Below are 26715 nucleotides of genomic sequence, written 5' to 3'. Positions count from 1 at the left end.
ATATGCTAGAAAATGGGTATTGGAGAAATATAGAGCTACGTAAGCATGTAAAAGTAGTGGAAGGCAAAATTGCTCCGACATTAGTTTTGAAAAATGCTACGTATTTAAATATGTACCTAAAGCAATGGCTAACAGCAAATATTTGGGTATATAATGAGCGAATTGTCTATGTTGGGGAGAACTTACCCGACCAGACAACGGACACTGAAATAGTAGATTGTGAGGGGAAGTTTGTTGTTCCTGGTTATATGGAGCCACATGCCCATCCGTTTCAAGTTTATAACCCGGAAGAATTAGCAAAATATGCAGCTAGATTCGGCACAACAACACTAGTAAATGATAACTTAACATGGCTTTTTTTATTCGACAAAAAGAAAGCGTTTTCGATATTAGAAGAGTTTGACAAGCTTCCAGTTACCATGTATTGGTGGTCACGCTTTGACCCGCAAACGGAATTGTTAAATGAGGATGAATTGTTTAATACAACGGATATGATGGATTGGCTTTCTCACCCGTCTGTTATTCAAGGTGGGGAATTAACTGGGTGGCCAAGCTTATTGAATGGTGATGATCGCTTATTGTATTGGCTACAACAAGCAAAGCGAAAAGGGTTGCCAGTTGAGGGGCATCTGCCAGGAGCTTCTGAGAATACACTAACAAAACTCAAACTCCTCGGTGTATCAGCTGATCATGAGTCGATTAGTGGCGAGGATGTGATGAAGCGCTTGAAACTTGGCTATCAGGTGGGTTTACGTTATTCGTCGATTCGTCCAGATTTACCGCAATTGCTTGATGAACTACTAGAAGCGGGATTAACAACCTTCGATCAATTAACCATGACGACCGATGGTGGAACAGCTGGATTTTATGAGAAGGGATTAATCAATGTCTGTATTGATATTGCGATTCAACGGGGTGTCCCAATTGAAGAGGCGTACCGGATGGCGACGTTTAATGTGGCCAAGCATTTTCACTTAGAGGAATAGCTTGGATGTATAGCTCCGGGGAGGATTGCGAATATTAATATATTACAAGCAAAGGACAACCCGCATCCGGAAAGTGTTCTAGCAAAAGGACAATGGATCGTGAAGGATGAGGTTGTTCAAGAATTCCCGTCAACCATTAATTGGGAAAACTATAACCTAAAGCCACTGGAATTTGACTGGGATATGAATATGAGTGACTTGCAATTTTCAATCCCAATTGGGTTGGATATGGTAAATGACGTCATTATGAAACCGTATGCGATTCAAACTGATATAAGTGTAGATAAATTACCGGAGGATCGTGATGATGCATTCCTTCTTTTATTGGATAAAAAAGGGGAATGGCGCGTAAATACAACTATTCGTGGTTTCACAAAGAATTTAGGTGGCTTAGCAAGTTCGTTTTCCCAAACCGGTGACCTTGTTTTTGTTGGTAAGAATAAACCGGATATGCTACTTGCATGGAAGCGTCTGAAAGAGCTAGGTGGTGGAATTGTTCTTGTGCACGAAGGTGAAATTATAGTAGAAATCCCCCTACAATTAAGTGGTAAAATGTTTGCGGGTAATATGGAGGAGTTAATTCGGATTGAGAAGGAATTGAAGGATACGCTTCAACAGTTTGGCTATTCCTTTCAAGATCCTATTTACAGTATCTTATTTTTATCATCGACCCATTTGCCCTATATCCGAATCACTCAGGCAGGTATAATTGATATTAAAAAGCGAGAAGTACTCTTTCCAGCTACTATGAGGTAACATATAATAGAAGTAGAGGTCATGAATTTGATAGGAACCAGGCAACTAAGAGGCAAAAATCGACAGAGAAAAGGTGTTGGGAGCATGAGAAATTTTATTTTATTTCTTTTTATTGGTATGAGTATTGTATTAGTAGCTTGTAATAAAGAAACCGATACGACGCAGAAAGAGGAAGAACCGGAAGAAGTAGTGGAAGAGGAAGCCTTTGAAAATGTATACCCATTAACCGGGATCGGCACAAATGATCCAGTGGATAACCGGATTGTCGGTGTGATGGTAAACAACCACGGTAACGCTCGTCCGCAAACAGGACTTTCGAAAGCGGATATTGTATTTGAGATTTTAGCAGAAGGTATGATTACTCGTTTTCTAGCACTTTATCAAAGTGAACAGCCTGAGATGGTTGGGCCAGTTCGTAGTGCCCGCGAGTACTATTTTGACTTAGCCAATCGTTATGGTGCCTTATACATTTATCATGGTGCTGCTACCTTTGTAAATGATATGCTTGATAATCGCGGAATTGACCATATTGATGGGGCGCAATATGATAATGATGGACACTTATTTAAGCGCGAATCATTCCGAGTAGCACCACATAACTCTTATTTACTACTTAATAATGTATACGATGTGGCGACGGATTTAGGCTATGAGGTTAAAGCTGATCACGATGCCTTACCGTTTTTAGCGGAGGAAGAAGTTGATGCAATCACTGGTGATAATGCAGCTCATATAGAAATCGTTTATTCCGACAATCCATTGGAAATCGTGGAATATGTATACGATGCAACAGCAGAAATATATACCCGCTATAATGACAGTGAAATGACAGTGGAGTTAGACACGAACGAACCGATTCAGGTTGATAATGTCTTTATCGTTGAGACACATCATGAAGTAATTGATGATGCGGGTCGCCGTGCTGTCGATATGAATGCGGGAGGAAATGCGTATCTGATCCAAAAAGGGAAGGTCCAACAGCTTCAGTGGGAAAACCGTGATGGAAAAATCGTTCCAGTTAAAGACGGTGAAGTAGTTGGGTTTGTTCCAGGTAAGACGTGGATTAATGTTGTTCCAACAAATCCTGGTATGGAAGAATCGGTTACGATTTCAGGTCAGTAGGGAGTAGGAGGAAATACCATGCAGATAGATAAATTACGAGGAGAACAACTAGATCAGCTATTTGATGCGATTTTATCGTTAAAAGACCGTGAAGAATGTTATCGTTTCTTTGATGACATCGCAACAATGGGGGAAATCCAGTCACTCACGCAACGCCTGCAAGTGGCAAAAATGCTAACAGAAGGACGTACCTATAATGCGATTGAGAAGGAAACAAAAGCATCAACAGCGACCATCTCAAGAGTAAGACGTTGTATTGATTATGGTAGTGACGGGTATAAGATTGTTTTAGAGCGGATTATGGAAACAGAATAAATGATTATTTGACTAAAGGTGCGTTAACATGTGTATTTCTCGTTAACGTGCTTTTTTGTATTGCAAGCAAAAGTAGTGCTTGTCACTAAAATCTTGGTAAAGGTGCATTATGTGTTACAATCAAGAAATACTAGATAACATACAAAATATCGATAGATTGGATTTGACGGAATGGTAAAGGATATAAAACTGAAAGTAGATGCAAAATTTGTAAATAAATATCGTGGTGGGTTTCCACTAATCTTCTCGGATGCAATTAGTAATCTGAAGGATTTAAAAGAAGAAGGTTCTGTTGTAAAGCTGGTTGACGAAAAGAATGCATTTATCGCCAAGGGCTACTATGGTAAACAGAACAAGGGATATGGCTGGATTCTTAGCAAGAATGAACAGGAAACATTTGATAAGAAATTCTTTAAAAATAAAATAACAGCCGCACTCAGCCGTAGAGCGAATTTATTCGCAGACGAAGAAACAACTGCGTTTCGAGTTTTTAATGGAGAGGGAGACGGTGTTGGTGGTATCACCATCGATTACTTTGAAGGCTTCTATTTAATAAATTGGTACAGCCTTGGTATTTACCATTATCGGGAGGCTATTATCGAGGCACTGAAAGAATCGGTGGACTTTAGAGGTATATACCAGAAGAAACGGTTTGATGCAAAAGGTCAGTATATGATGGAAGATGATGACTTTGTCGCTGGAGAGCGTGGAGAGTTTCCACTAATTGTGAAAGAAAATGGTGTGAAGTTTGCTGTTTACTTAAACGAAGGTGCAATGGTTGGGGTATTTCTGGATCAACGAGAAGTGCGAAAAACTATCCGAGATAAGTATGCAAAAGGGAAAACGGTGTTAAATACGTTCTCATATACAGGTGCGTTTTCCGTATTTGCGGCACTTGGTGGTGCTACGAAAACAACTAGTGTTGACCTTGCCAACCGAAGTAAGCCGAAGACGATTGAGCAATTCAGTCTAAATGGGATTGATTACGACGCACAGGATATTATTGTGGAAGATGTGTTTCATTACTTTAAATATGCCGGAAGAAAGAATTTGAAATTTGATTTGGTAGTACTTGATCCACCTAGCTTTGCTCGCTCAAAAAAGGTTGTTTTTAGTGCGGATAAGGATTACACCAAATTATTAAAAGAAGCAATAGCAATAACCGAAGATGATGGCGTCATTGTTGCCTCTACCAATAGTAGTTCATTTGGAATGAGCAAATTCAAAGGCTTTATTCAAAAAGCATTTGAAGATTCTGGTCATAACTATACAATAGTAGAGCAATTTTCGCTTCCGGAGGATTTCCGAACGGTTAAAGAGTATCCGCAGGGAAATTATTTGAAGGTGGTTTTTGTTAAAAAGCTATCTTTGTAGGTAGGGGAATAGCAATACTGCGCAACAAGGGTATCACTTTTAAATGACTTTGTGAAAGAATTTATTTAAAGTGAAGAGTTTTATATATAGGTGTTGATTTCCACAACCGGGCCATTTAAATGAGTAAAGTCTTTTGTGATAAGTCACCATAATCGAAGTACATTCCCTAAACATAGTGAATAGGATAATATTATAAATCTGTGAAGGGAATGAGCGAAATGTACTATGTTCCTTATATGTATCCACATCCTTATTACGTCAATGTACCAATGTGTGTTTATGGAAGACAGCCTGTGTACCGGTCTTATGCTGATGAGATAGAATATGCTAAACGATATCGTTATTGGCATTCATTAAATGAGGAAAGCAGCATTGAATTAAAAGATTATGGAAAAGAACCATTTGTAGTGAATATTGATGAGGCTACTAAGCAAAACCGTACATTTCGAACAGCCTTATGGACAGGTAGTAATTTGCAAGTTACTGTGATGAGTATCAATGCTGGGGAAGACATCGGTTTAGAAGTTCATCCCACAGTTGATCAATTCTTACGTGTTGAAGAGGGGCAAGGGATCGTTCAAATGGGTGATACTAAAGATAATTTATATTTTCAAGAAAGAGTTTATGATGATTATGCAATTATGGTACCTGCTGGTAAATGGCACAATCTAACCAATACGGGGGATGAACCACTTAAACTTTATACTATCTATGCCCCGCCTGAGCATCCATTTGGTACTGTTCATGAAACGAAAGCAGACGCTATGACTCCTTAAGAACCATTACTAATAGTTAAATATTTGAAATGAAATATCAAAAGTATTATGAAATTGCTAGTCCTAAAAAATCATCAATCTTCAGCAATTGGGCGCATTTCAGGAATAAGAATTGCGCTCTTTCTTTGTGTATCGGGCCAAATTGGGAACTTAATTTGATGATTAAGATAAGAATATGCATGGACATTGTTTCTTGTGGACATTATGGTGTATCATCTTAGATTGTGAGCTCGTTCATCTTATTGTTGTAGGTGTTATAAGGCTACGTATTTTTATGGAAGTGACCGATAACTATTTAAGTATTGTTGTTATATTATCTTTTATCCGATTCATAAAAACATTAGCCTATATAGACGCTACAAAATTGTTTAGGTTATCGTTGAAGTTACGTGTTTAATGTATTCAGTTTATATTTAGGGCTTATATGTATACCTTCACTCTCTCGCCAATCTGCGTAGAGTATACACTTTTCATTTTCATATCCATTTGCAACTAATTTGTTCTGTAACCACTGTTGATCGAAGCCTAGTTCATGTAAATTATCCCATAAAATTTCTCCATCTATAATTAACGATGTTGGGAGAACTACTGGACATTCTGGAAGATTAAGATCTTGCTTTTCTGGTTTTTGATACTTGGATTTTAATAATGTGCTTATTTGCCCATTAGCTTCTAATATACCGTATTTGACTTCCCGAACTGAAAAAACATGATTTTGTCGAAGCAAACTCAGTACCTGATTTATATCTAGTTTGTTCTTTTTAAGTAACTTTCTGTTGATGACACCATTTCGAATAATGATGTTAGGATTGCCTAAAAAGAGAGAACGTGCCGTCTTGTTTTTTAGAGTTACAAACTCTATCCCCAACATGAGAAGAGTCCACAATCCAATGGCATATAAAAAATGAAAAGTACTTATCTTATCTTCATAAATGGTATTTCCTAAAAAATCCCCAAGTACTAATACAAAAACTAAGTGAAACGGGGTTAACTGAGAGATAGATGTTCTGCCTGTTATGATAATAATAAAAAATAAAGCAACAAAACCCACGATAACTTTGATCGTCAGGACACCAATATTAATTTCTTCCAAGGTCTTTTCCTCCCGCTAAATTATAATTTTTTGAGTCCTCTAGATTAATTTTGCTAACAGTATGAAAGGATAGACATTCCTTGCATGATTAGAAGGGTGATAAATATCAAGTTATTCTAGTAGTAGGGAGATAGTTTTGAGATGAAAATATTACAAGTTTTTTAGGAAAGAATAAGTTCCCCGTAATAGGTGCGGCATGCAAAGTCTACGATTTTTTTAATCGATGTGGGAGGAACTTGACTTTGTTACTTTTTAACAAGTCCCTTGTAAATGTAAAAAAAAATATGTATATGGATGTAGCAAGAAGATAAAAGGCAAATGAATTAAGGAAAGTCCATCCACTATACTTAAAAACATTAAAAAACGCAGCTAACGATTCAAAGCCTAGAGCAAAAAGAGACCAAAATACGACATATGCAGTAATATATTTACCCTTTGGATCAAACTTGTCAAATAAATATATACATAATAATGCATAGGGAGAATACATCAAATATGTTATTATGTCTGTTACCTCATATTTTTTAAGGTCATTAAGGTCATATAAATCCAAGGGTGGCGTTGCTATTAGATGGTCCATAATAATTGCAATTGTTACAGTGAACAAAACCATTAAGATAGAAATTACATGAGGATATCTTTTGGGGAGTAACAAGATCAATATGAAACCAAAAACAGTGGTAAGAATTATAAACCATTCATTTTCGTCAAACTGCTCTGGCAATGGTAACAATTAGCTCATCTCCTTTTTAAGTATTTTTCTAAAGATGGTTGAAAGGAAGAATATAATAAGTAAAATGACAACCCACTCTATTATGGAATAAAAAAGATTCCATTTTACTAAATCATATACATTAAGAAGGTTGGCTAGATATTCAATCCCTATTAAAAGGGGTATTAAAATAAACAGTATAATCCAATTATTCCTGTTATTAGCCTCCTGGGTTTTATCTATATACCAAATAATAAGAACAGGAATAAGGAAGACCCTAATAAGTGCCATTGTCCAATAACTAGTTGAACTGCTATTTAAATTGATCATCTCCGTGTTCAATGCGAAGATGGTCATAAAATTATGATGAATAATGTTAATAACCATCCATATGAAGAATATTTCAAATAGATGAAGATTCTTTTTGGATACGGCATATGTCAGATTTATTATTACTGTTAATGCAAAAAATATAGAAAATGCCATAGATCCTCCAATAATATGCTTTTTAAATAGTATTGTCTCTCTATGTTTAAAAAATATACCTTATTCAATTAAAGTGGCTTATACCGAAGATGATCGATTAACAAAACATAGTCATTTTTCTGCATAGTACAAAGATAATGGCAGTGCATTACGCTTGGTGAAATCTTCCTTCGTATAATCAATGACATAATCTGCTCCAAGTGATGTTGCCATTTCGATGTGTCGTGTACTGCATACGGCTGTAACCTCGGCATTAGCTAGTTGTATCGCAAACGTTCCTACCCTTTGCCCCGATTGAACGTTCCATTTATCACGCAATGCGTGTATTGCAGTAACCGCAGCCATGGTACCAAAGCCGCCTCTTCGAAGGAAAGTGAAGATGGTTTTAGGGCTAATGCTTGTTCTGGTACTACCGCATCTATTCGCTAGCTTTGTAGAAAATCCTATAAAGTACAGAAACTTCCAAGCAAGACATTTAAAACTTCTCAAAAAAATCTCACCATATCACTAAATCCGAGGCTCTTTTTTTGCTATAATAAACTAATGGAATATAGTGATGGAGGATTAGACCTTTGTATGCAAATATGAAAGAATGGAAGCATGTATTCAAACTGGATCCAGCGAAGGAAATTTCAGATGAGGATTTAGAATTAATTTGTGAATCTGGAACGGACGCGATTATTGTTGGTGGAACAGATAATATAACGCTGGATGGTGTGTTAGATTTATTATCGAGCATACGTCGTTATACGGTTCCGGTTATTCTAGAGATTTCCTCGATGGATGCTATTACACCTGGATTTGATTATTATTATATTCCGATGGTAATGAATAGCACGGAGAAAAAATGGATGATGGATATCCAGCACGGGGCAATTAAACAATTCAAGGACATTATGAATTGGGAAGAGATATTTATGGAAGGCTATTGCGTTTTAAATGAGGATGCAAAGGTGTTTCAGTATACCAACTGTAAGCTGCCAGATGACGAGGATGTTGTGGCATATGCTTATATGGCGGAAAAAGTTTTCCATCTTCCTATTTTTTATGTTGAATACAGTGGGAAATATGGCAATCCTGAATTAGTAAGGAAGGTTAAGCAACAATTAGATAACACGCTTCTCTTCTATGGTGGTGGGATTGAAACAGCCAAACAGGCGAGTGAAATGAAAGAACATGCCGATGTTGTTATCGTTGGTAACAGCATTTATACCGATATAAAAGCAGCTTTAGAGACAGTACAAGCTGTGAAAGACAAATGATTTCGTGGGAAGGTGTTTTACATGAGTCGTACAATCGATGACTTAATTAAAGGTTTAAATAAAGAACAGCAGGAAGCGGTCTGTCATACAGAAGGACCATTATTAATTATGGCTGGTGCTGGTAGTGGTAAGACTCGTGTGTTAACACATCGTATTGCCTATTTAATGGATGAAAAGGAAGTATCGCCACGAAATATTCTAGCGATTACTTTTACCAATAAAGCTGCACGGGAAATGAAAGATCGTGTAAGCAAACTCGTTGGACCAGAGGGAGCGGATATGTGGGTATCCACCTTCCACTCCATGTGTGTTCGAATTCTTAGACGTGATATTGACCGGATTGGGTTTAATCGGAACTTTACGATTTTAGACAGTGGTGATCAGTTATCCGTGGTCAAACAGGTATTGAAAAACTTAAATATCGATACAAAACAATTTGAGCCGCGTGCAATGCAAGGACAAATTAGTACGGCAAAGAATGAACTAATATCGGTTCAAGAATTTGCAACTAAAGCAGGTAATTTTTACGACCGAACAGTGGCAAATGTATATGAGGGGTATGAAAAAATCCTTCGTAAAAACCAGTCGCTTGATTTCGATGACTTAATCATGCAGACAATCCTGCTTTTCAAACGAGTGCCAGAGGTGTTGGAATACTATCAACGCCGGTTCCAATATATTCACGTGGATGAGTATCAGGATACAAACCATGCGCAATACATTTTAGTTAAACAATTAGCAAACCGGTTCCAAAACCTGTGTGTCGTAGGGGACTCAGATCAGTCGATTTATCGCTGGCGTGGGGCGGACATTTCCAATATCCTTTCCTTTGAAAAGGACTATCCTACCGCTAAAACGGTATTTCTTGAGCAAAACTATCGCTCTACCAAGTCGATCCTGGAAGCGGCGAACAAGGTAATTTCCAATAATCCAGGTCGTAAGCCAAAGAATCTTTGGACACAAAACCCGGACGGGCAAAAGATTAATTATTATCAAGGTGCTACCGAGCAGGATGAAGCATTTTTTGTAACAAATAAAATACAAGAACTAGTTCGTGAAGAAGGAATTTCACCGAGCGATATTGCCATTTTGTACCGTACCAATGCCCAATCACGAGCAATTGAGGATACGCTAATGAAATCCAACGTAGCGTATCAAATGGTTGGTGGAACGCGATTCTACGACCGAAAAGAAATTAAGGATATGGTGGCTTACCTTCGATTGATTACGAATCCAGATGACGATTTAAGCTTTGAACGTGTTGTAAACGAACCAAAGCGTGGTATTGGGAAAACATCGATAGAAAAGCTACGAGCATATGCAACCGAGAATGGGATGTCCTTCTATCAAGCTGTTGAGGTCGTTGATTTTACCGGAGTTTCAAAAAAAGCTGCTATTGCTTTAGCGGAGTTTGGTGATTTGATCAAAACCCTAACACAGCAGCAGGAATTTTTAACAGCAACCGATATGGTTGAAGCCGTGCTAGAACGTTCTGGCTATGAGCAAATGTTGAAAAACGAACGCTCTATCGAATCACAGAGTCGTTTAGAGAACTTAGAAGAATTCATGACGGTTACTCAGAACTTTGAAGAAACAAGTGAAGATAAATCCTTAATTGCTTTCTTAACCGATTTAGCCTTAATCGCTGATATTGATCGTGTCGATGAAGAAGATCCAGACAATCAGGAAAAAGTAACATTAATGACATTACATGCTGCAAAAGGACTTGAGTTCCCGGTCGTCTTCCTGATTGGATTAGAGGAAAATGTATTCCCGCACAGTCGCGCCATGTTTGATGAAGAGGAAATGGAAGAGGAACGACGTCTTGCTTATGTAGGGATTACCCGTGCAGAGAAGCAGCTTTTCTTAACCAATGCAAAAATGCGTACCTTGTATGGACGGACGAATATGAATCCGATTAGCCGATTCATAAATGAAATTCCAGATGAATTAATCGACGGAATCGAGCAGGCGAAAGCGGCTATGTTTGGACCATCATTATTTGGTAGTGGATCCGCATTAGGAAACCGAACACCATTTGGTAACCAGTCAAGAACAAAGCCGACTGAGGAGCAGGTGCAATTAAAACGTAAGGCAGAACGATTACAAACAACAACTGGTGCAGAGAATGAAGCGTGGAAACCAGGTGACAAAGCTGCACACAAGAAATGGGGCGTCGGTACAGTTGTGAAGGTACAAGGTGATGGTGATAAGATGGAGCTGGACGTTGCTTTCCCAGCGCCAACCGGTATCAAGCGTTTGCTGGCTAAATTTGCTCCAATTACGAAACAACAGTAGGGAGGTGCTTGTTGAATGGATAAATTGCAAGCACAAGAAAAAATAGATTCCTTAAGGACGCTATTAAATAGCTATGCACATGAATACTATGTACTTGATAAGCCATCGGTTCCAGATTCGGAATACGATGAAAAACTAGCAGAATTACGACAGCTGGAGGAGCAATTCCCAGATTTAATTACAACGGATTCTCCTACGCAACGTGTTGGTGGGGAACCACTAGAAGGCTTCCAAAAGGTGCAGCATTCAATTCCGATGCTTAGCTTAGGCAATGCATTTAACGAGCAGGATCTCCGTGACTTTGCTCGCCGTGCAAGCCAAGGGACAAGTAAGCCCTTAGCATTTGTCTGTGAATTAAAGATTGATGGATTAGCCATTTCCTTGACCTATGAGGACGGAAAATTCGTTCGTGGCGCAACCCGAGGTGACGGGACAACAGGTGAGGATATCACCAGTAATCTCCGTACAATTAAGAGTATCCCGTTGTCTATTAAGGAAAAACGAAAAATAGAAGTTCGTGGGGAAGCATATATGCCACATAAATCCTTCCTTGCCTTAAATAAACTAAGGGAAGAAAACGGGGAAGAGCTATTTGCCAATCCGAGAAATGCTGCAGCAGGTTCGTTAAGGCAGCTTGATCCAAAAATAGCTGCATCACGTAACCTTGATGTTTTCCTTTATGGAATCGGTGAGTGGCAAGGAGATCCAGTTAGTTCCCATAGTGAGCGATTAACCCAACTGAAGGAATTAGGCTTCCGAACGAATCCAGAATGGAAGAAATGTGAATCGGTAGAAGAAGTATTAGAATACGTTGAATACTGGACAAGAGAACGTCCAAATTTACCGTATGAAATTGATGGTATTGTAATAAAAGTGGATGATCTGGATACCCAAGAAGATTTAGGGTTTACGGTGAAAAGTCCGCGCTGGGCAATTGCCTATAAATTCCCAGCAGAAGAAGTTGTCACGAAGCTATTGGATATTGAGCTTAGTGTCGGAAGAACTGGTGTTATAACGCCAACCGCTATTTTAAATCCTGTGAAAGTTGCCGGTACAACCGTACAGCGAGCTTCCTTACATAACGAAGATCTTATTCGTGCCAAGGATATCCGTATAGGTGATACCGTAGTGATTAAAAAAGCAGGCGATATTATTCCGGAAGTCGTCCGCGTCATCCCGGAAAAGCGTGAAGAGGATGTGCTAGAATTCCATATGCCAACGGAATGTCCTGCATGTGGTAGTGAACTCGTTCGGTTAGAAGAAGAGGTTGCACTTCGGTGTATTAATCCGAGCTGCCCAGCACAGCTACAAGAAGGGTTAGTCCATTTTGTATCACGAAATGCGATGAATATTGATGGACTTGGTGAAAAGGTTATCAACCAGTTATTCCAGGAAGGTTTAATTCATACCATTGCTGATATTTACCGATTGGAACGAGATGAATTGTTGAAACTGGAACGAATGGGTGAAAAGTCAGTAGATAATTTATTGAAAGCAATCGATGCTTCAAGAGAAAATTCATTGGAGCGCTTATTATTTGGTTTAGGCATCCGTTTTATTGGTGCCAAAGCAGCCAAAACATTAGCTACCGAATTTGAAACTATCGATAAGCTACAGCAAGCAACCTATGATGAGCTAGTCGCCGTTGATGAAATTGGTGAAAAGATGGCTGATTCCATTGTCCAGTATTTTTCCGAACAAGAGGTAACGGACTTGATTCAAGAACTAAAAGAGCTTCAGGTTAATATGGAATATAAAGGACCGAAGCGGAGCGAAATAGTAGCAGATGGGTCCAGTATATTTGCCGGTAAAACAATTGTACTAACCGGTAAAATGGAGCAGATGTCCCGTCCAGAAGCAAAAGAACGGATTGAGGCGTTAGGTGGTACGGTGACAGGTAGTGTCAGTAAAAAAACAGATATCGTTATTGCTGGTGAGGATGCTGGTTCGAAATATGATAAAGCAATCAAGCTAGGTATTACGATATGGGATGAAGAACAGTTTATGCGTATGCTAGAACAGGAAGGAGGGGTTGCATGAAAAAACTAACGATTGGATTAATCAGTATACTCCTCTTGTTAACGAGTTGTGCCCCTAAGATTGGGGAGGAAGAAGATGAATTAATGCCGAATGAGGAGGAGCCAACTGGCCAACCTTCTATCGTTCCAACCTATAAACTATCCGATGAGGATTACCGCGTTATTCTACCTTATCGAACGAGTGAAGCGAGAGGCGTTATTACGAACCAATTAGCGAACCGTCTAGATATTGATGAGATGGAAGAAGGATTAATGAGGCATTCTAAGGAATATTTTGATCCGAACAAGGTTTATTTTGAAGAGGGTCAGTATTTAACAGATGAAACGGTATATACCTGGATTGATGAATTAAATCCGGTAGTTGAAAAAGGCTCGGAGGTAGAGGAATATCGGGAAAACCCGCGTTATTTATCGCATATCTTGGAGCAGAATTTCCTAAAGCGAAATGATGATAATACGGTCGATCTAGTCGGTCTATCGATTGGACTTGCATTAAAATCACAGTATCGCTTCCAGACAGAAGTTGGTGGACCATATTTTTATGAAGACATAAAGCAAGCCGATATGCTTAAAAAAGGTCAAGAAATTGCTCAAAAGGTATTAGAAAGAATAAGAGGAATGGAAGGCCTTGCGGATGTTCCAGTAATGTTTGCAATCTATCGTGAAGAAGAGGTTGGTTCTGCAGTTCCAGGGAATTTTGTTGCGAAAACGTATGTCCAAGATGGTGATTTATCGATTGATGAATGGGAAGCTGTGAAAGAAGATTATATCTTATTCCCATCTAGTGAAGCAGAGAAAAAGTACTTTGACGATGCCCAAATCGTAAAAACCTTTGGAATCGATATTGCAGAATTTTTCCCGAACTATGTAGGTTACATTGGGGAAGGCTTTTATGTGAATGAGGAATTACAGAAGCTTACCATCGAAGTGCCAATTGAGTTTAAAGGTAAAGGGGAGGTCATAGGATTTTCACAATACACCTATGGCTTAGTAAAGGATAAGTTCCCGAACAAATATGATATTGAAATCAAAATTAGCTCAAGCGATAAACTAGAGGGGCTTATCTATCGTGAATCGGGAGAAGAGAATCCAACGGTTCATATATTTGATTAAAAGCGACCGAATGTTTGAAGAGTCAACCATATTACGTTAGAATAAGGGGTGGATATATTCCACTCCGTTTTTCTTGCTAATAGGAAAGGTCAACAATCTTCCTGATGGCATAAGCATAATCTATTAGTTCCTGATAGACGATATATTTTTTAGGATGGTTGAAAACGGAATCAAGCGGAATAAATTGTATTACTTTAGGGAGGTTTTTTTTATGGTAGTACCATACAAACATGAGCCTTTTACTGATTTTACAGTAGAAGAAAACAAACAATTAATGCTAGATGCCTTAAAAAAGGTAGAAGCAGATCTTGGTAAAGACTATCCATTAATTATTAATGGAGAAAGAATTATGACTGAAGATAAGATCGTATCTGTTAATCCTTCTAATAAGAAGGAAGTAATTGGATATGTATCTAAAGCAAATAAAGACTTAGCTGAAAAAGCGATGAAAGTAGCGGATGAACGCTTCCAAAATTACTGGAGAACTTCTGATCCGAAGTTCCGTGCTGATATCTTGTTCCGTGCAGCAGCGATTATTCGCCGCCGCAAGCATGAGTTTAATGCACATCTTGCGAAAGAAGCTGGGAAGCCTTGGAAGGAAGCGGATGGAGAAACGGCTGAAGCAATTGACTTTCTTGAGTTTTATGGCCGCCAAATGCTTAAGCTGAAAGATGGTATGCCAATCAACAGTCGTCCAATTGAACATAACCGTTTTGATTACATCCCATTAGGAGTAGGACTTGTTATTTCACCTTGGAACTTCTCATTTGCGATTATGGCAGGAACAGCAGTGGCAGCAATGGTTACTGGAAACACAGTACTATTAAAACCTGCTAGTGTGACACCAGTTATTGCATATAAATTTATGGAAGTATTAGAGGAAGCTGGCCTACCTGCTGGTATCATCAACTATATCCCGGGTCCTGGTAGTGAAGTAGGAGATTACTTAGTAAATCACCCACGTACTCGCTTTATTAGCTTTACTGGTTCTCGTGAAGTCGGACTTAATATCTTTGAAAACGCAGCGAAAATCCAACCAGGTCAAATTTGGTTGAAACGTACTATCCTTGAAATGGGAGGGAAAGATACCATTGTCGTGGATAAAGAAGCGGATCTTGAATTAGCAGCTGAATCGATTGTACATTCTGCATTTGGATTCTCTGGACAAAAATGTTCTGCATGTTCTCGTGCTGTAATTCATGAAGCTGTCTATGATCAAGTGAAGAATCGTGTAGTAGAATTAACGAAAGAATTAACGGTCGGTGATCCAACGGAAAATAAATATATGGGTCCTGTAATCGATCAAGGTTCATACGATAAAATTATGAAATATATTGAAATTGGGAAAGAAGAAGGTAATGTTCTAGTAGGAGGAACTGGAGACGACTCGAAAGGTTGGTTCGTTAACCCTACTGTAATTGCTGATGTTGCTCCGAAAGCTCGCGTTATGCAAGAGGAGATCTTCGGACCAGTTGTTGCATTATCGAAAGCAAAAGACTTTGATGAGGCAATTGAGATTGCCAATAATACAGAGTACGGTTTAACTGGTGCGGTTATCACGAACAACCGTGAGCACCTGGAGCAAGCACGTAGAGATTTCCACGTTGGAAACCTATACTTCAATCGTGGCTGTACGGCAGCAATCGTTGGCTACCAACCATTTGGTGGATTCAACATGTCTGGTACCGATTCAAAAGCCGGTGGTCCAGATTATTTAGTTCAACACATGCAAGGAAAAACAACGTCAGAAATGCTTTAATCATGAAGTCAAGACCTCTTTCCGAAAAAATGCGGAAAGAGGTTTTTTTATTGCAAAAGGAAAGTTAGGAAAAAAACCGGTCGATTCCATTAAAATTTCTACAATATTCGACTAAAATCATCATACTTTTGGTTCATTTTTAATAAAAACTTTCCTACTTTCCTCATTTTAGGAAAGTAGGAAAGTTTTTAGGGGGTTTATTAGTACTTTTTACCCCCAACTTTCCCAATATGCAAACATTCAGAATGTGTTATTATAGATTTAACAAATAGAAATAGAAGCAAAGTATGGGAGGGAAGTAATATGGAAATTGGCTCCTTTATCAAATTGCAGCGTGTCAAGAAAGGTATGACACAGGAAGAGCTTGCGGATGGTATTGTTTCTATGTCCTATTTGTCAAAGATTGAAAATCAGCGTGCAGATGCAAGTCCTGATGTAATTAGTATGCTTTGTACACGACTAGGTATTGAACTAGATAGTGACAAGGACATCACCATTAAGGAAAAATGTGAACAGTGGTTCAATATGCTATTTGAAGTCAATGACAAAGAAGTGATCACTGAGCGATACAATGAACTAAATGAATTAATGGCATTAGTACGCTCTGATAGTTTGATGATGTTTGAGATACATAAGATTAGGTATTATCTAATCCTAGGTGAACTAGAAAATGCATTAGAACAAATTAATAGTTTAAATGAAGTTTCTGGTACGTTTGATAGTATTCATTTATTTTACTGGTATAAGTTCAAAGGAAATTACGCTACTAGAAACACTGAATATAATCAGGCAATGAGAATGTATAAACTTGCCGAAGATAAATTGAACCAAATTCATCTCCCTGAGGCAGAGGTTGCCGATTTGCAATATACGATAGCGGTAACTCATAGTAAACTATTAAACACGCTAGAAGTGATTGAGTATTCCAATAAAGCGATTGATATCTTCCAAAAGGAATATAACTTCATTCGTTGTGCACAATGCCACATCCTTTTAGGGATTGCATATAGAAGAATTAAAATGTATGAAAAAGCCATTAAACATTATAATTTGGCAAGGCATTTGGGAGAGTTAAACAAGAATAATAATATTATTCAGCTAACGAATCAAAATTTAGGTTACTTGTATTCAGCAATTGGTGATTCAAAAGAAGCAATTAAACACTATCTTGGTGCTATTGAAGGAAATGCAATTGGCTTAAATGAAAGATTGACTGCAACTACGAATTTAATTAAGGAGTATTACAAAACCCATAATTATGAAAAGGCATTAGAAGTAATTGATAAGGCAAAGAAGTTATTAGAGTTAGCGAAGAATAATGTATTTTATGATTTATATTACTATATAATTCATACTTATATATATGCTATTAACGATCAATATGATCTATTTACTAAGTTAGTAATAGAGGATCTTATTCCTTACCTAAAGAAGCATAAGGATCATGGGAATTTAATCCTATTTTCCAATATGCTAGCAAAGCATTTTGAAAATGTAGGTAAGTATAAGGACTCTGTTAAATACTATAAAATTGCTAACCTCACATATGAGGAAATAGTTAACCTGTAAAGGAGGGTTGTATATGAAAAAACTTATTGCATCTGTTGCTCTTGGAACTTTGCTTGTAGGTGGATTCTTATTCGTACAAGATTTCCAACCAAGCGATATTGCTCATGGTGAAACAGAGCCTAGTGTATTCAAAATTTCAAGAACTTCCTTAGTTAATGTATTCTAATCAATTTACTTAAGCTTGTCAGTAATTCTTATTTTTTACCCTATTACTATATGATAGATTTTGCCTGAAGTAGTGTGGAAACTCTTCAGGTCTTTTTTTTGTTCAGTAATAGTTTATGAAAATCATGTATTATAACAATCTAAGATTAATTATGCAAATATTTTGAGTTATGGAATAGATTGCAAAAATCCTATGTTATGCTAGTAGTTGAGGGGGTGGATTTGAAATTTTATAAATATTCACATGGAAACATATACTTCTTTAAATGCACTTTCTCATCACTATACTGGGCAGGTATAAAATTGTTAAAAGGAAAGGGGACATGGAGATGGAAGAATATGCATTATCTGCTGCTACGTGGTTTTGGATGTTTGTTCCGATGCCATTATTAATTATCTTGTCAATTGTTTCATTGTTTACGAATAAGGGGGACAAATAAATGGACAGTACGATTTTAATTACATTTGTTATTTATTTAATCGGAATGTTAGCCATCGGAATTGTCATGTATTATAAGACGAATAACTTATCGGATTATGTATTGGGTGGACGAACACTTAGTCCAAGTCTTGCGGCATTAAGTGCTGGTGCCTCTGATATGAGTGGCTGGTTATTATTAGGTCTTCCTGGTGCTATTTATGTATCCGGTTTTGGCGGTGCATATGGCGGTTGGATGGCAATTGGTCTTGCGGTTGGGGCATATTTAAACTGGCAGTTCGTTGCAAAGCGTTTACGGGTTTATACCGAGGTTTCCAACAATTCGATTACGATTCCAGATTTCCTAGAGAATCGCTTTAAAGATAACTCACATATACTTCGCGTGATTTCTGCATTGGTTATTCTATTGTTTTTTACCTTTTACACTTCATCTGGGATGGTTGCGGGTGCAACACTTTTTGAAGCCTCATTTGGATTATCCTATGACACGGCACTATGGATCGGTGCGATTGTAGTTGTTTCTTATACCTTTTTAGGTGGATTTTTAGCAGTTGTATGGACCGATTTCTTCCAAGGTCTGTTAATGCTATTTGCGCTAATTGTAGTACCAATTGTAGCTTTAAATGAGATTGGTGGCTGGGATTCAGCTGTACAAGCGATTGGTAATGTTAATCCGGAGCTATTAGATATGATGGCGGGATTAGGGACATTTGCAGGGACAATTGCAATTATATCTGGTGCTGCCTGGGGACTAGGCTATTTTGGGCAGCCGCATATCCTTGTTCGATTCATGGCACTACGTTCACCAAAGGATGTACCGAAAGCAAAATTTATTGGTACAACGTGGATGATATTAGGTCTATATGGGGCGGTATTTACTGGGTTTATCGGGATTGCCTATATCGGTACACAGGACGTTTCAGGATTAGCTGACTTCGGGATAAAAGTCGTGCAGGAAAATGGTCTACAGCTGTTAGACAACGAGGAGACAATCTTCATTGCATTCTCTCAACTATTATTCCATCCAGTCATTGCGGGGATCTTATTAGCGGCTATACTTTCCGCAATCATGAGTACGATTGACTCCCAGCTACTAGTATCTTCCTCAGCGGTCGCAGAGGATTTTTACAAGGCGATCTTCCGTAAAAAAGCTTCTGACAAAGAATTGGTTTGGGTTGGAAGAATTGCGACTGGTGTTATTGCATTGATTGCAACACTGCTTGCCATGAACCCGGAAAACTCCGTATTGGAACTGGTTGACTTTGCCTGGGCTGGATTCGGTGCGGCATTCGGTCCAACCGTTATCCTCGCCTTATTCTGGAAGGGGATGACCCGTAATGGTGCCTTAGCTGGTATTGTAGCAGGTGCTGTAACAGTTATCATATGGGGAGGCTACCTAGAAGGTGGAATCTTTGATTTATATGAAATTGTACCAGGTTTTGTACTTAACCTAATTATCACGATTCTGGTGAGTAAATTAGGTAGACCAACAACCGAAATGGAAACTGAATTTAATGAAACTGTTTCCCAATTAAAATAGTAAGTGTCATGAAGGGTCACTTCTTGAATGAGGAGTGACCCTTCTTCATGCTTGCACTTGCTCGAACAGTTGCCTAGTACTAGTAAATTCTGCTATTATCAATAGTATTGTAGCAGTTTTTTTATTGTCTAAAAGATAATGATAAACTATTCCTATAGATTGATGGAGGTGTAAGAATGGCAGAGATTACGAAAGAACAAGTAAAACACGTTGCAAATTTAGCACGCCTTGACGTATCGGAACAAGAAGTAGAGATGTTTACCGAGCAGTTAAGTTCGATTATTTCGTTTGCCGAGCAATTAAATGAAATTGATACGGAAGGTATTGAACCAACTACACACGTCCTAGACTTGAAAAACGTAATGCGTAAGGACGAGCCTAGACAGTGGATTAAAAGAGAAGAAGCATTGAAAAATGCACCAGATCAACAAGATGGTCAATTCCGTGTACCATCAATACTGGAATAAGGAGGGAAATCCGTGTCATTATTTGATAACAGCATCAAGGAAATAGAAGCTAAATTACATAATAAAGAAATTACCGTTCGTGACCTTGTAGAAACTTCGTATAACCGAATTAAAGAAGTCGATGGCCATGTGAACGCATTTTTAACATTAGATGAAGAAGCAGCACTAGCTAAGGCAGCTGAATTGGATAACGAGTCTGATACAAGTGCAAAATTATTCGGGATTCCTGCCGGGATTAAAGATAATATCGTCACAAAAGGACTACGGACTACTTGTGCAAGTCAATTTTTACGCAACTTTAATGATCCATTATATGACGCAACTGTCGTAGAAAAATTAAAAGCGGAAAAAGCCGTAACGATTGGAAAGCTAAATATGGACGAGTTTGCAATGGGTTCTTCTAACGAGAATTCAAGCTTTACACCAACACGTAATCCGTGGAACATAGATTATGTTCCTGGTGGCTCTAGTGGTGGTTCGGCAGCAGCTGTAGCAGCTGGTGAAGTACTATTTTCATTAGGATCTGACACTGGTGGTTCGATTCGTCAACCGGCAGCATTCTGTGGCGTCGTTGGCTTAAAGCCTACCTATGGTCTTGTTTCACGATTCGGATTAGTTGCATTTGCATCTTCACTAGATCAAATCGGTCCATTAACACGTACTGTAGAAGATAATGCGCGTGTCTTAGAAGTAATCGCCGGACATGACAAAATGGATTCTACTAGCGCAGCTGTTGACGTACCTGCTTATACAGAAGCACTTACTGGCGATGTAAAAGGGCTAAAAATCGCTGTTCCGAAAGAGTATTTGGCCGAAGGGGTTAACCCGGAAGTAAAAGAAGCTGTCATGCAAGCATTAAACGTGTATGAGTCATTAGGTGCTACCTGGGAAGAGGTTTCCTTGCCACATTCTAAATATGCTGTGGCTACCTATTACTTACTATCATCTTCTGAAGCGTCTGCAAACCTTGCCCGCTTTGATGGAGTACGTTACGGTGTTCGTTCGGAAAATGCCGATAACATGGTCGACATGTTTAAAAAATCTCGTAGCGAAGGCTTTGGGGAAGAGGTTAAGCGTCGTATTATGCTTGGAACCTTTGCACTTAGCTCAGGCTATTATGATGCTTACTATAAGAAGGCGCAAAAGGTACGTACCTTAATTAAGAATGATTTTGATAAAATCTTTGAAGAATACGATGTTGTTATTGGGCCAACCACACCAACACCTGCATTTAAAGTTGGCGAGAAAATTAAGGATCCATTAACGATGTATGCCAATGATATTTTAACCATTCCAGTAAACCTTGCCGGTGTACCGGGAATCTCTATACCATGTGGATTCTCCAATGAGGGACTTCCAATTGGCTTACAAATTATTGGGAAGCACTTTGACGAGAGCACGGTATTCCGTGCGGCACATGCTTTTGAACAAGCAACAGATCATCATACGAAACGACCTCAAATCGGAGGTGCAAACGAATGAATTTCGAAACAATTATTGGTCTAGAAGTACATGTTGAACTGAAAACAAAATCTAAGATATTCAGCCCAAGCCCGAATGCGTTTGGTGCAGAGCCGAATAGTAATGTGAATCCAATTGATTTAGGCTATCCTGGTGTGCTTCCAGTCTTGAATGAGGAAGCTGTTAACTTTGCGATGAAGGCTGCAATGGCCCTGAATTGTGAAATTGCAACCGATACAAAGTTTGACCGTAAAAACTATTTCTACCCAGATAATCCAAAGGCATACCAAATCTCGCAATTTGACCAACCAATTGGGGAACACGGTTGGATTGAAATCGAAGTCGGTGGCAAGAAGAAAAAAATCGGGATTACACGTGTTCACTTAGAAGAGGATGCGGGTAAACTTACTCATGGTGATGATGGCTATTCCTATGTGGACTTTAACCGTCAAGGCACACCACTAATTGAAATCGTATCAGAACCCGATATGCGCTCTCCCGAGGAAGCATATGCATATCTAGAGAAGCTAAAAACGATTATCCAATATACTGGTGTATCCGATGTGAAAATGCAGGAAGGTTCTCTTCGTTGTGATGCGAACATTTCCTTACGTCCATATGGACAAGAGAAGTTCGGTACGAAAGCAGAGCTGAAAAACTTAAACTCCTTCACATTTGTCCAAAAGGGTCTTGAGTTTGAAGAGAAGCGACAAGAAAAAGTACTGCTATCTGGTGGAGAAATCCTACAAGAGACACGCCGTTATGATGAGAAGACAAAAGAAACGATTCTAATGCGTGTGAAGGAAGGGTCAGATGACTACCGTTACTTCCCAGAACCAGATCTTGTTCCACTCTATATTGATGAGGCATGGAAGGAACGAATTCGTAGTGAAATTCCAGAGCTTCCAGATGCACGTAAAGCACGGTATATTGAATCCATGGGATTGCCGGAATATGATGCAGCAGTCTTAACTGGATCGAAGGAAATGGCAGACTTCTTTGAAGAAACCATTCAAAACGGAGCAGATATGAAGCAAGCCTCCAACTGGTTAATGGGTGAAGTGTCTGGTTACATGAACAAGCACTATAAGGAGTTACATGACCTTGCACTGACACCTCAAGCATTAGGGAAAATGATTAAACTTATCGAAGACGGCACCATCTCTTCTAAAATTGCGAAGAAAGTATTCGCAGAACTAGTAGAAAATGGTGGCGATCCAGAACAAATTGTAAAAGATAAAGGCATGGTTCAAATTTCAGATGAAGGCCAATTACGTGAAATCATCACAGGCATTTTAAATGAAAATGAACAGTCAATCGTCGACTTTAAAAATGGGAAGGATCGTGCGCTTGGCTTCTTAGTTGGTCAGGTAATGAAAGCAACAAAAGGACAAGCAAATCCTCCGATGGTGAATAAGATTTTAGTCGAGGAAATGAATAAGCGCTAAAAAACGAGCTAGACTACAACCTTGGATGTAGTCTAGCTCTATTTTATTACCTCATTGACCTTGATCCGCCAAATCATATGATGTTCGCCGTCACCCCAATAATTCTCTAAAAAATAGTCAGGATCACCAAATTTCTTTTTCCAAACACGCTGGGCAATTGTAAAGCCAGAATCTAAACAAAATTCTTCAATGCCATGGCGATTTAAAACGGCATACATTTCATGTAAGAGCTGGCTACCTATTCCTTGTCGTTGATAGTCTGGGTGAACATACACGGTTCCTATTTCAACTATGTCAGCTAAAGCATGATCGGTACAGTTGAGGATAAGGTCATTGGCAGGTCCATAAGCAATGGAACCTACTATTTTATCTCAATTTGTAGCAATTAGAAAAAATCTCTCTTTCCCGTTACTTTCGAAATCACTATGTAAGGCATGATATTTCGATTCTAATTCTTCATCTCTATCAGCTGTAAGATGACCAATGCCATTTTTCTCAAAGGTATCAATTAGAACGAGGCTGAAAAATGCTTTTAACTCCAATACATCATTAGGTTGTGGTCGTCTAATCTGGACTGGTTTCACTCTGAAATCTCCTCTACATAAATATTAGGCTAATTCTACCATAAAATTCCGACCATTATAATAATTGGTTGAAGCATGTATGCTTTCAGTTTGTTAGGGCATCAATTTTTTGCGAAAAACTTTTCAAACCTATAAAATATGGCTATGATAGAAATACATGAAATTTTATCCAATCATTTAAATAGATACTATGAAACAGGCAATATGCATAGTTTAGCAGTGGAGAGGGGACATGTCTTATGAAAAGAGCCCGGATCATATATAATCCAACTTCTGGCCGAGAGGCATTTAAAAAAGAATTACCAACCGTCCTAGAAAAGTTTGAAAAAGCAGGATATGAAACATCAGCACATGCAACGACAGGCGAAGGTGATGCAATCGAGGCAGCAAGAACGGCGGTTGAACGAAAATATGATATCGTGATTGCAGCAGGTGGAGACGGAACAATAAATGAAGTCATTAATGGACTAGCAGAACAAGATTACCGTCCGAAGCTAGGTGTCATTCCAGTTGGGACGACAAATGATTTCGCGAGAGCATTAACTATCCCGCGTGATATTCAAAAAGCAGTGGATGTGATAGTAGCAGATCATTCGATGCTTTTAGATATCGGAAAAGTTAACGAGCAGTATTTTATCAATATTGCTGGCGGTGGAAAACTCACCGAATTAACCTATGATGTGCCAAGTAAACTGAAGACGATGATCGGTCAGTTGGCGTATTATGCAAAAGGTATTGAAATGCTACCTTCTTTAAAACCGGCCCAAGTAAAAATCGAATACGATGGAAACGTTATTGAAGAAGATATTATGCTTTTTCTCATTTCGAATACGAATTCGGTTGGGGGATTTGAGAAGCTAGCTCCGGATGCGTGTTTAGATGATGGTTACTTTGACTTACTTATTTTACGTAAAACGAATCTAGCGGAGTTTATTCGTATCGTTAGTCTAGCCCTTAGGGGTGCGCACCTTGAGGATAAACATGTTATTTATGCAAAAGCTAGAGAGATTAAGGTCACACCGCTAGATAAAATGCAGTTAAATATCGATGGTGAATATGGTGGACTGCTTCCAGGTGATTTCCGTAATCTCCAGCAGCATATTGAATTCTTTGTACCAGAATCGTATCTAAATCGGGAGACTACTGACTGATAAGTAGTCTCTTTTCATTTCATATAATCATCGATTCAAGGTATGATAAGATAGGAAGAACATTAGAGCGTAAAGGAAGATACATAGATGGCAAAACAAGCTGCACCAGTAAAAAAAAATGATACCGTGACAATTCGATTTGAGGATTTAACCCACGAAGGAAACGGTGTTGGGAAAATAAATGGTTACCCACTATTTGTGCCATACGGATTACCAGGAGAAGAAGCGACGGTAAAGGTCATCAAGGTAAATAAAAACTTTGGCTTCGGCAAATTACTGGAAGTCAAAAACCCTAGCCCAGAACGAGTGGAGCCACCTTGTGATGTGTTTTATAAATGTGGTGGCTGCCAGGTTCAACATATGAGCTATAACCTTCAGCTTTCCATGAAGCAACAGCAAGTCAAAAATGTGTTACGTAAGATTGCGCATTTAGAACATGTACCTGTTCATCCAACCATTGGTATGGAAGACCCGTGGCGATACCGTAATAAAGTTGCCATTCCAGTTGGGGAGAAAGACGGGGACCTCATCACCGGGTTTTACCAAATGCGTAGTCATAACATTATTGAAGATATGGATACTTGTATCGTACAAGAAGATTTAAATGATCGTATGGTGGAGGCTGTGCGTCGAATTGCGGATAGAGTTGGTATTGTGGCCTATGACGAGAAAAGCCATACTGGCGTGCTGCGTCACATCATGGTTCGAACTGGACAAGAAACGAAGGAAACCATGATTGTTCTTATTACTCGGACGAAAGAATTACCGCATAAAAATGAATTTATCCGGGAGTTAACCGAGACCTATCCAAATGTAAAATCAATTATCCATAATATTAATTCAGCCCGGACAAATGTAATTTTAGGTGATAAGACAAATGTTTTGTGGGGCGAAGAATATATCTATGATTCCATTGGCGATATTCGCTTTGCGATTTCCGCAAAGTCTTTCTATCAGGTCAATCCAACCCAGACAAGAAGACTGTATGAAAAAGCATTGGAATATGCGACAATTGATGAAAATGATACCGTGATTGATGCGTATTGTGGAATCGGAACTATTTCTCTATTCCTCGCACAAAAAGCGAAGAAGGTATATGGTGTTGAGGTTGTACCTGAGGCAATAGAAGATGCACGTGTGAATGCGAAATTGAATGGTATAACAAATGTAGAGTTTGAGGTCGGTACAGCAGAAGAGGTTATGCCGAAGTGGAAGGAAGACGGTTTAAGACCAGATGTTATTGTGGTCGATCCACCACGTAAAGGCTGTGATGAAGGGCTGCTTCAGGCAATGCTTGACATGGGACCGAAGCGGATTGTGTATGTTTCCTGTAATCCATCCACATTAGCACGCGATTTACGTATTTTAGAGGATGGTGGATACGAAACGAAGGAAGCACAGCCAGTCGATATGTTCCCGCAGAGTATGCATATTGAGTGTGTGGTTTGGTTGGAGAAAAATTTGTCTAACTAAAAAATAAATCTGCTAGTCAAAATAAACATTTGCTAGTCCTACCCTGATTTCGTTAAAAAATACTTTTGCGAATTCGGGGTCTTTTCATGCCCAAACCCTTGTCCTGTCATTCTTTTATCGACTTTTTCTTCATTCCAATATCACAAATGTTTTTTATAACTCCGAAAAAAAGGTGGAAAAACAGGCGTAATAGAGGGAAGAAAGTGCGTATTTTTGAAGGAAAAAACATCAAAAATGGGGGTTCCGTAGCAATACTTTATTTTAACGGCAACGGTGGAATGCGGGTTTGAGGTGGGAGATTTAGCAGGAGTTTATTTTGGTTGTACA

Annotated in this window: 22 protein-coding genes and 1 pseudogene; 18 read left to right on the top strand and 5 right to left on the bottom strand. The window is 38.7% G+C overall.

Annotated elements, in window-relative coordinates; translation table 11 throughout:
- The first annotated feature begins 2 nt into the window (after positions 1 to 2).
- The 5 genes and pseudogenes from JF53_RS10890 to JF53_RS10870 all read left to right on the top strand — a co-directional run bounded on the left by JF53_RS10890 (position 3) and on the right by JF53_RS10870 (position 5329).
- Positions 3 to 1742 (top strand): annotated as a pseudogene (locus tag JF53_RS10890) (adenine deaminase C-terminal domain-containing protein).
- An 84-nt stretch (positions 1743 to 1826) separates the two neighbouring features.
- The gene (locus JF53_RS10885; protein WP_047979579.1) at positions 1827 to 2864 is read left to right on the top strand and encodes a DUF3048 domain-containing protein; all 1038 of its coding nucleotides are present in this window, start codon (positions 1827 to 1829) and stop codon (positions 2862 to 2864) included.
- 18 nt (positions 2865 to 2882) lie between these two features.
- Complete coding sequence (locus JF53_RS10880) at positions 2883 to 3179, top strand: YerC/YecD family TrpR-related protein (RefSeq protein ID WP_047979580.1); 297 nt, start codon at positions 2883 to 2885, stop codon at positions 3177 to 3179.
- Between the two features lie 171 nt (positions 3180 to 3350).
- Positions 3351 to 4553, top strand: coding sequence for a class I SAM-dependent rRNA methyltransferase (locus tag JF53_RS10875; protein ID WP_047979581.1), 1203 nt, complete (start codon positions 3351 to 3353; stop codon positions 4551 to 4553).
- 218 nt (positions 4554 to 4771) lie between these two features.
- The gene (locus JF53_RS10870; RefSeq protein ID WP_047979582.1) at positions 4772 to 5329 is read left to right on the top strand and encodes a cupin domain-containing protein; all 558 of its coding nucleotides are present in this window, start codon (positions 4772 to 4774) and stop codon (positions 5327 to 5329) included.
- A 385-nt stretch (positions 5330 to 5714) separates the two neighbouring features.
- Here the strand turns inward: JF53_RS10870 and JF53_RS10865 are convergent, their stop codons facing one another.
- The 3 genes from JF53_RS10865 to JF53_RS10850 form a co-directional block, all read right to left on the bottom strand.
- Complete coding sequence (locus tag JF53_RS10865) at positions 5715 to 6422, bottom strand: DUF421 domain-containing protein (protein WP_053071816.1); 708 nt, start codon at positions 6420 to 6422, stop codon at positions 5715 to 5717.
- 205 nt (positions 6423 to 6627) lie between these two features.
- Positions 6628 to 7155, bottom strand: coding sequence for a hypothetical protein (locus JF53_RS10860; RefSeq protein ID WP_053071817.1), 528 nt, complete (start codon positions 7153 to 7155; stop codon positions 6628 to 6630).
- Between the two features lie 576 nt (positions 7156 to 7731).
- Positions 7732 to 7965 carry an MDR/zinc-dependent alcohol dehydrogenase-like family protein gene (locus JF53_RS10850; RefSeq protein ID WP_047979584.1) on the bottom strand — a complete coding sequence of 78 codons (234 nt, stop codon included), beginning with the start codon at positions 7963 to 7965 and terminating at the stop codon, positions 7732 to 7734.
- A gap of 239 nt (positions 7966 to 8204) precedes the next feature.
- On the opposite strand from JF53_RS10850, the gene pcrB reads away from it, so the two are divergent.
- The 11 genes from pcrB (at position 8205) to gatB (ending at position 23180) form a co-directional block, all read left to right on the top strand.
- A complete protein-coding gene (pcrB, locus tag JF53_RS10845; RefSeq protein WP_407944460.1) occupies positions 8205 to 8882 on the top strand; it encodes a heptaprenylglyceryl phosphate synthase in 678 nt (225 codons plus the stop codon).
- Between the two features lie 21 nt (positions 8883 to 8903).
- Complete coding sequence (gene pcrA, locus JF53_RS10840; protein ID WP_047979586.1) at positions 8904 to 11180, top strand: DNA helicase PcrA; 2277 nt, start codon at positions 8904 to 8906, stop codon at positions 11178 to 11180.
- Positions 11181 to 11195: 15 nt separating this feature from the next.
- Positions 11196 to 13220 (top strand): NAD-dependent DNA ligase LigA, encoded by a 2025-nt coding sequence (ligA, locus tag JF53_RS10835; protein WP_047979587.1) that lies wholly within the window; start codon positions 11196 to 11198, stop codon positions 13218 to 13220.
- The gene (locus tag JF53_RS10830) at positions 13217 to 14332 is read left to right on the top strand and encodes a CamS family sex pheromone protein (protein ID WP_047979588.1); all 1116 of its coding nucleotides are present in this window, start codon (positions 13217 to 13219) and stop codon (positions 14330 to 14332) included. The genes ligA and JF53_RS10830 overlap by 4 nt, the downstream gene beginning before the upstream one ends.
- A 211-nt stretch (positions 14333 to 14543) precedes the next feature.
- Complete coding sequence (pruA, locus tag JF53_RS10825; protein WP_047979589.1) at positions 14544 to 16091, top strand: L-glutamate gamma-semialdehyde dehydrogenase; 1548 nt, start codon at positions 14544 to 14546, stop codon at positions 16089 to 16091.
- A gap of 303 nt (positions 16092 to 16394) precedes the next feature.
- The gene (locus JF53_RS10820; RefSeq protein WP_047979590.1) at positions 16395 to 17660 is read left to right on the top strand and encodes a helix-turn-helix domain-containing protein; all 1266 of its coding nucleotides are present in this window, start codon (positions 16395 to 16397) and stop codon (positions 17658 to 17660) included.
- 13 nt (positions 17661 to 17673) lie between these two features.
- Positions 17674 to 17826 (top strand): hypothetical protein, encoded by a 153-nt coding sequence (locus JF53_RS17485; RefSeq protein ID WP_157052497.1) that lies wholly within the window; start codon positions 17674 to 17676, stop codon positions 17824 to 17826.
- Positions 17827 to 18265: 439 nt separating this feature from the next.
- Entirely contained in the window at positions 18266 to 19804 is a 1539-nt protein-coding gene (putP, locus tag JF53_RS10815) for a sodium/proline symporter PutP (RefSeq protein WP_047979591.1), read from the top strand.
- A 176-nt stretch (positions 19805 to 19980) separates the two neighbouring features.
- Complete coding sequence (gatC, locus tag JF53_RS10810; protein ID WP_047979592.1) at positions 19981 to 20271, top strand: Asp-tRNA(Asn)/Glu-tRNA(Gln) amidotransferase subunit GatC; 291 nt, start codon at positions 19981 to 19983, stop codon at positions 20269 to 20271.
- A 12-nt stretch (positions 20272 to 20283) separates the two neighbouring features.
- The gene (gene gatA, locus JF53_RS10805) at positions 20284 to 21753 is read left to right on the top strand and encodes an Asp-tRNA(Asn)/Glu-tRNA(Gln) amidotransferase subunit GatA (protein ID WP_047979593.1); all 1470 of its coding nucleotides are present in this window, start codon (positions 20284 to 20286) and stop codon (positions 21751 to 21753) included.
- On the top strand, positions 21750 to 23180 hold the full coding sequence (gene gatB, locus JF53_RS10800; RefSeq protein WP_047979594.1) for an Asp-tRNA(Asn)/Glu-tRNA(Gln) amidotransferase subunit GatB: 1431 nt from the start codon (positions 21750 to 21752) through the stop codon (positions 23178 to 23180). Before gatA ends, gatB begins: the two co-directional genes overlap by 4 nt.
- Positions 23181 to 23218: 38 nt before the next feature.
- On the opposite strand, the gene JF53_RS18070 is transcribed toward gatB, so the two are convergent.
- The gene (locus JF53_RS18070) at positions 23219 to 23545 is read right to left on the bottom strand and encodes a GNAT family N-acetyltransferase (protein WP_407944459.1); all 327 of its coding nucleotides are present in this window, start codon (positions 23543 to 23545) and stop codon (positions 23219 to 23221) included.
- Positions 23546 to 23551: 6 nt separating this feature from the next.
- Positions 23552 to 23764, bottom strand: a complete 213-nt coding sequence (locus tag JF53_RS18065; RefSeq protein ID WP_407944458.1) for a hypothetical protein — start codon at positions 23762 to 23764, stop codon at positions 23552 to 23554.
- A gap of 239 nt (positions 23765 to 24003) precedes the next feature.
- On the opposite strand from JF53_RS18065, the gene JF53_RS10790 reads away from it, so the two are divergent.
- Both JF53_RS10790 and rlmD read left to right on the top strand, forming a co-directional pair.
- Entirely contained in the window at positions 24004 to 24915 is a 912-nt protein-coding gene (locus JF53_RS10790; protein ID WP_047979595.1) for a diacylglycerol kinase, read from the top strand.
- Positions 24916 to 25002: 87 nt separating this feature from the next.
- Entirely contained in the window at positions 25003 to 26388 is a 1386-nt protein-coding gene (rlmD, locus tag JF53_RS10785; RefSeq protein ID WP_047979596.1) for a 23S rRNA (uracil(1939)-C(5))-methyltransferase RlmD, read from the top strand.
- The last annotated feature ends 327 nt before the right edge of the window (positions 26389 to 26715 follow it).

This window comes from Ornithinibacillus contaminans (genome assembly GCF_001038425.2).
Classification (GTDB): domain Bacteria; phylum Bacillota; class Bacilli; order Bacillales; family Amphibacillaceae; genus Ornithinibacillus; species Ornithinibacillus contaminans.
The sequence above is the reverse complement of the archived record's forward strand: the minus strand, read 5'-3'. Positions and strand labels throughout refer to the sequence as shown.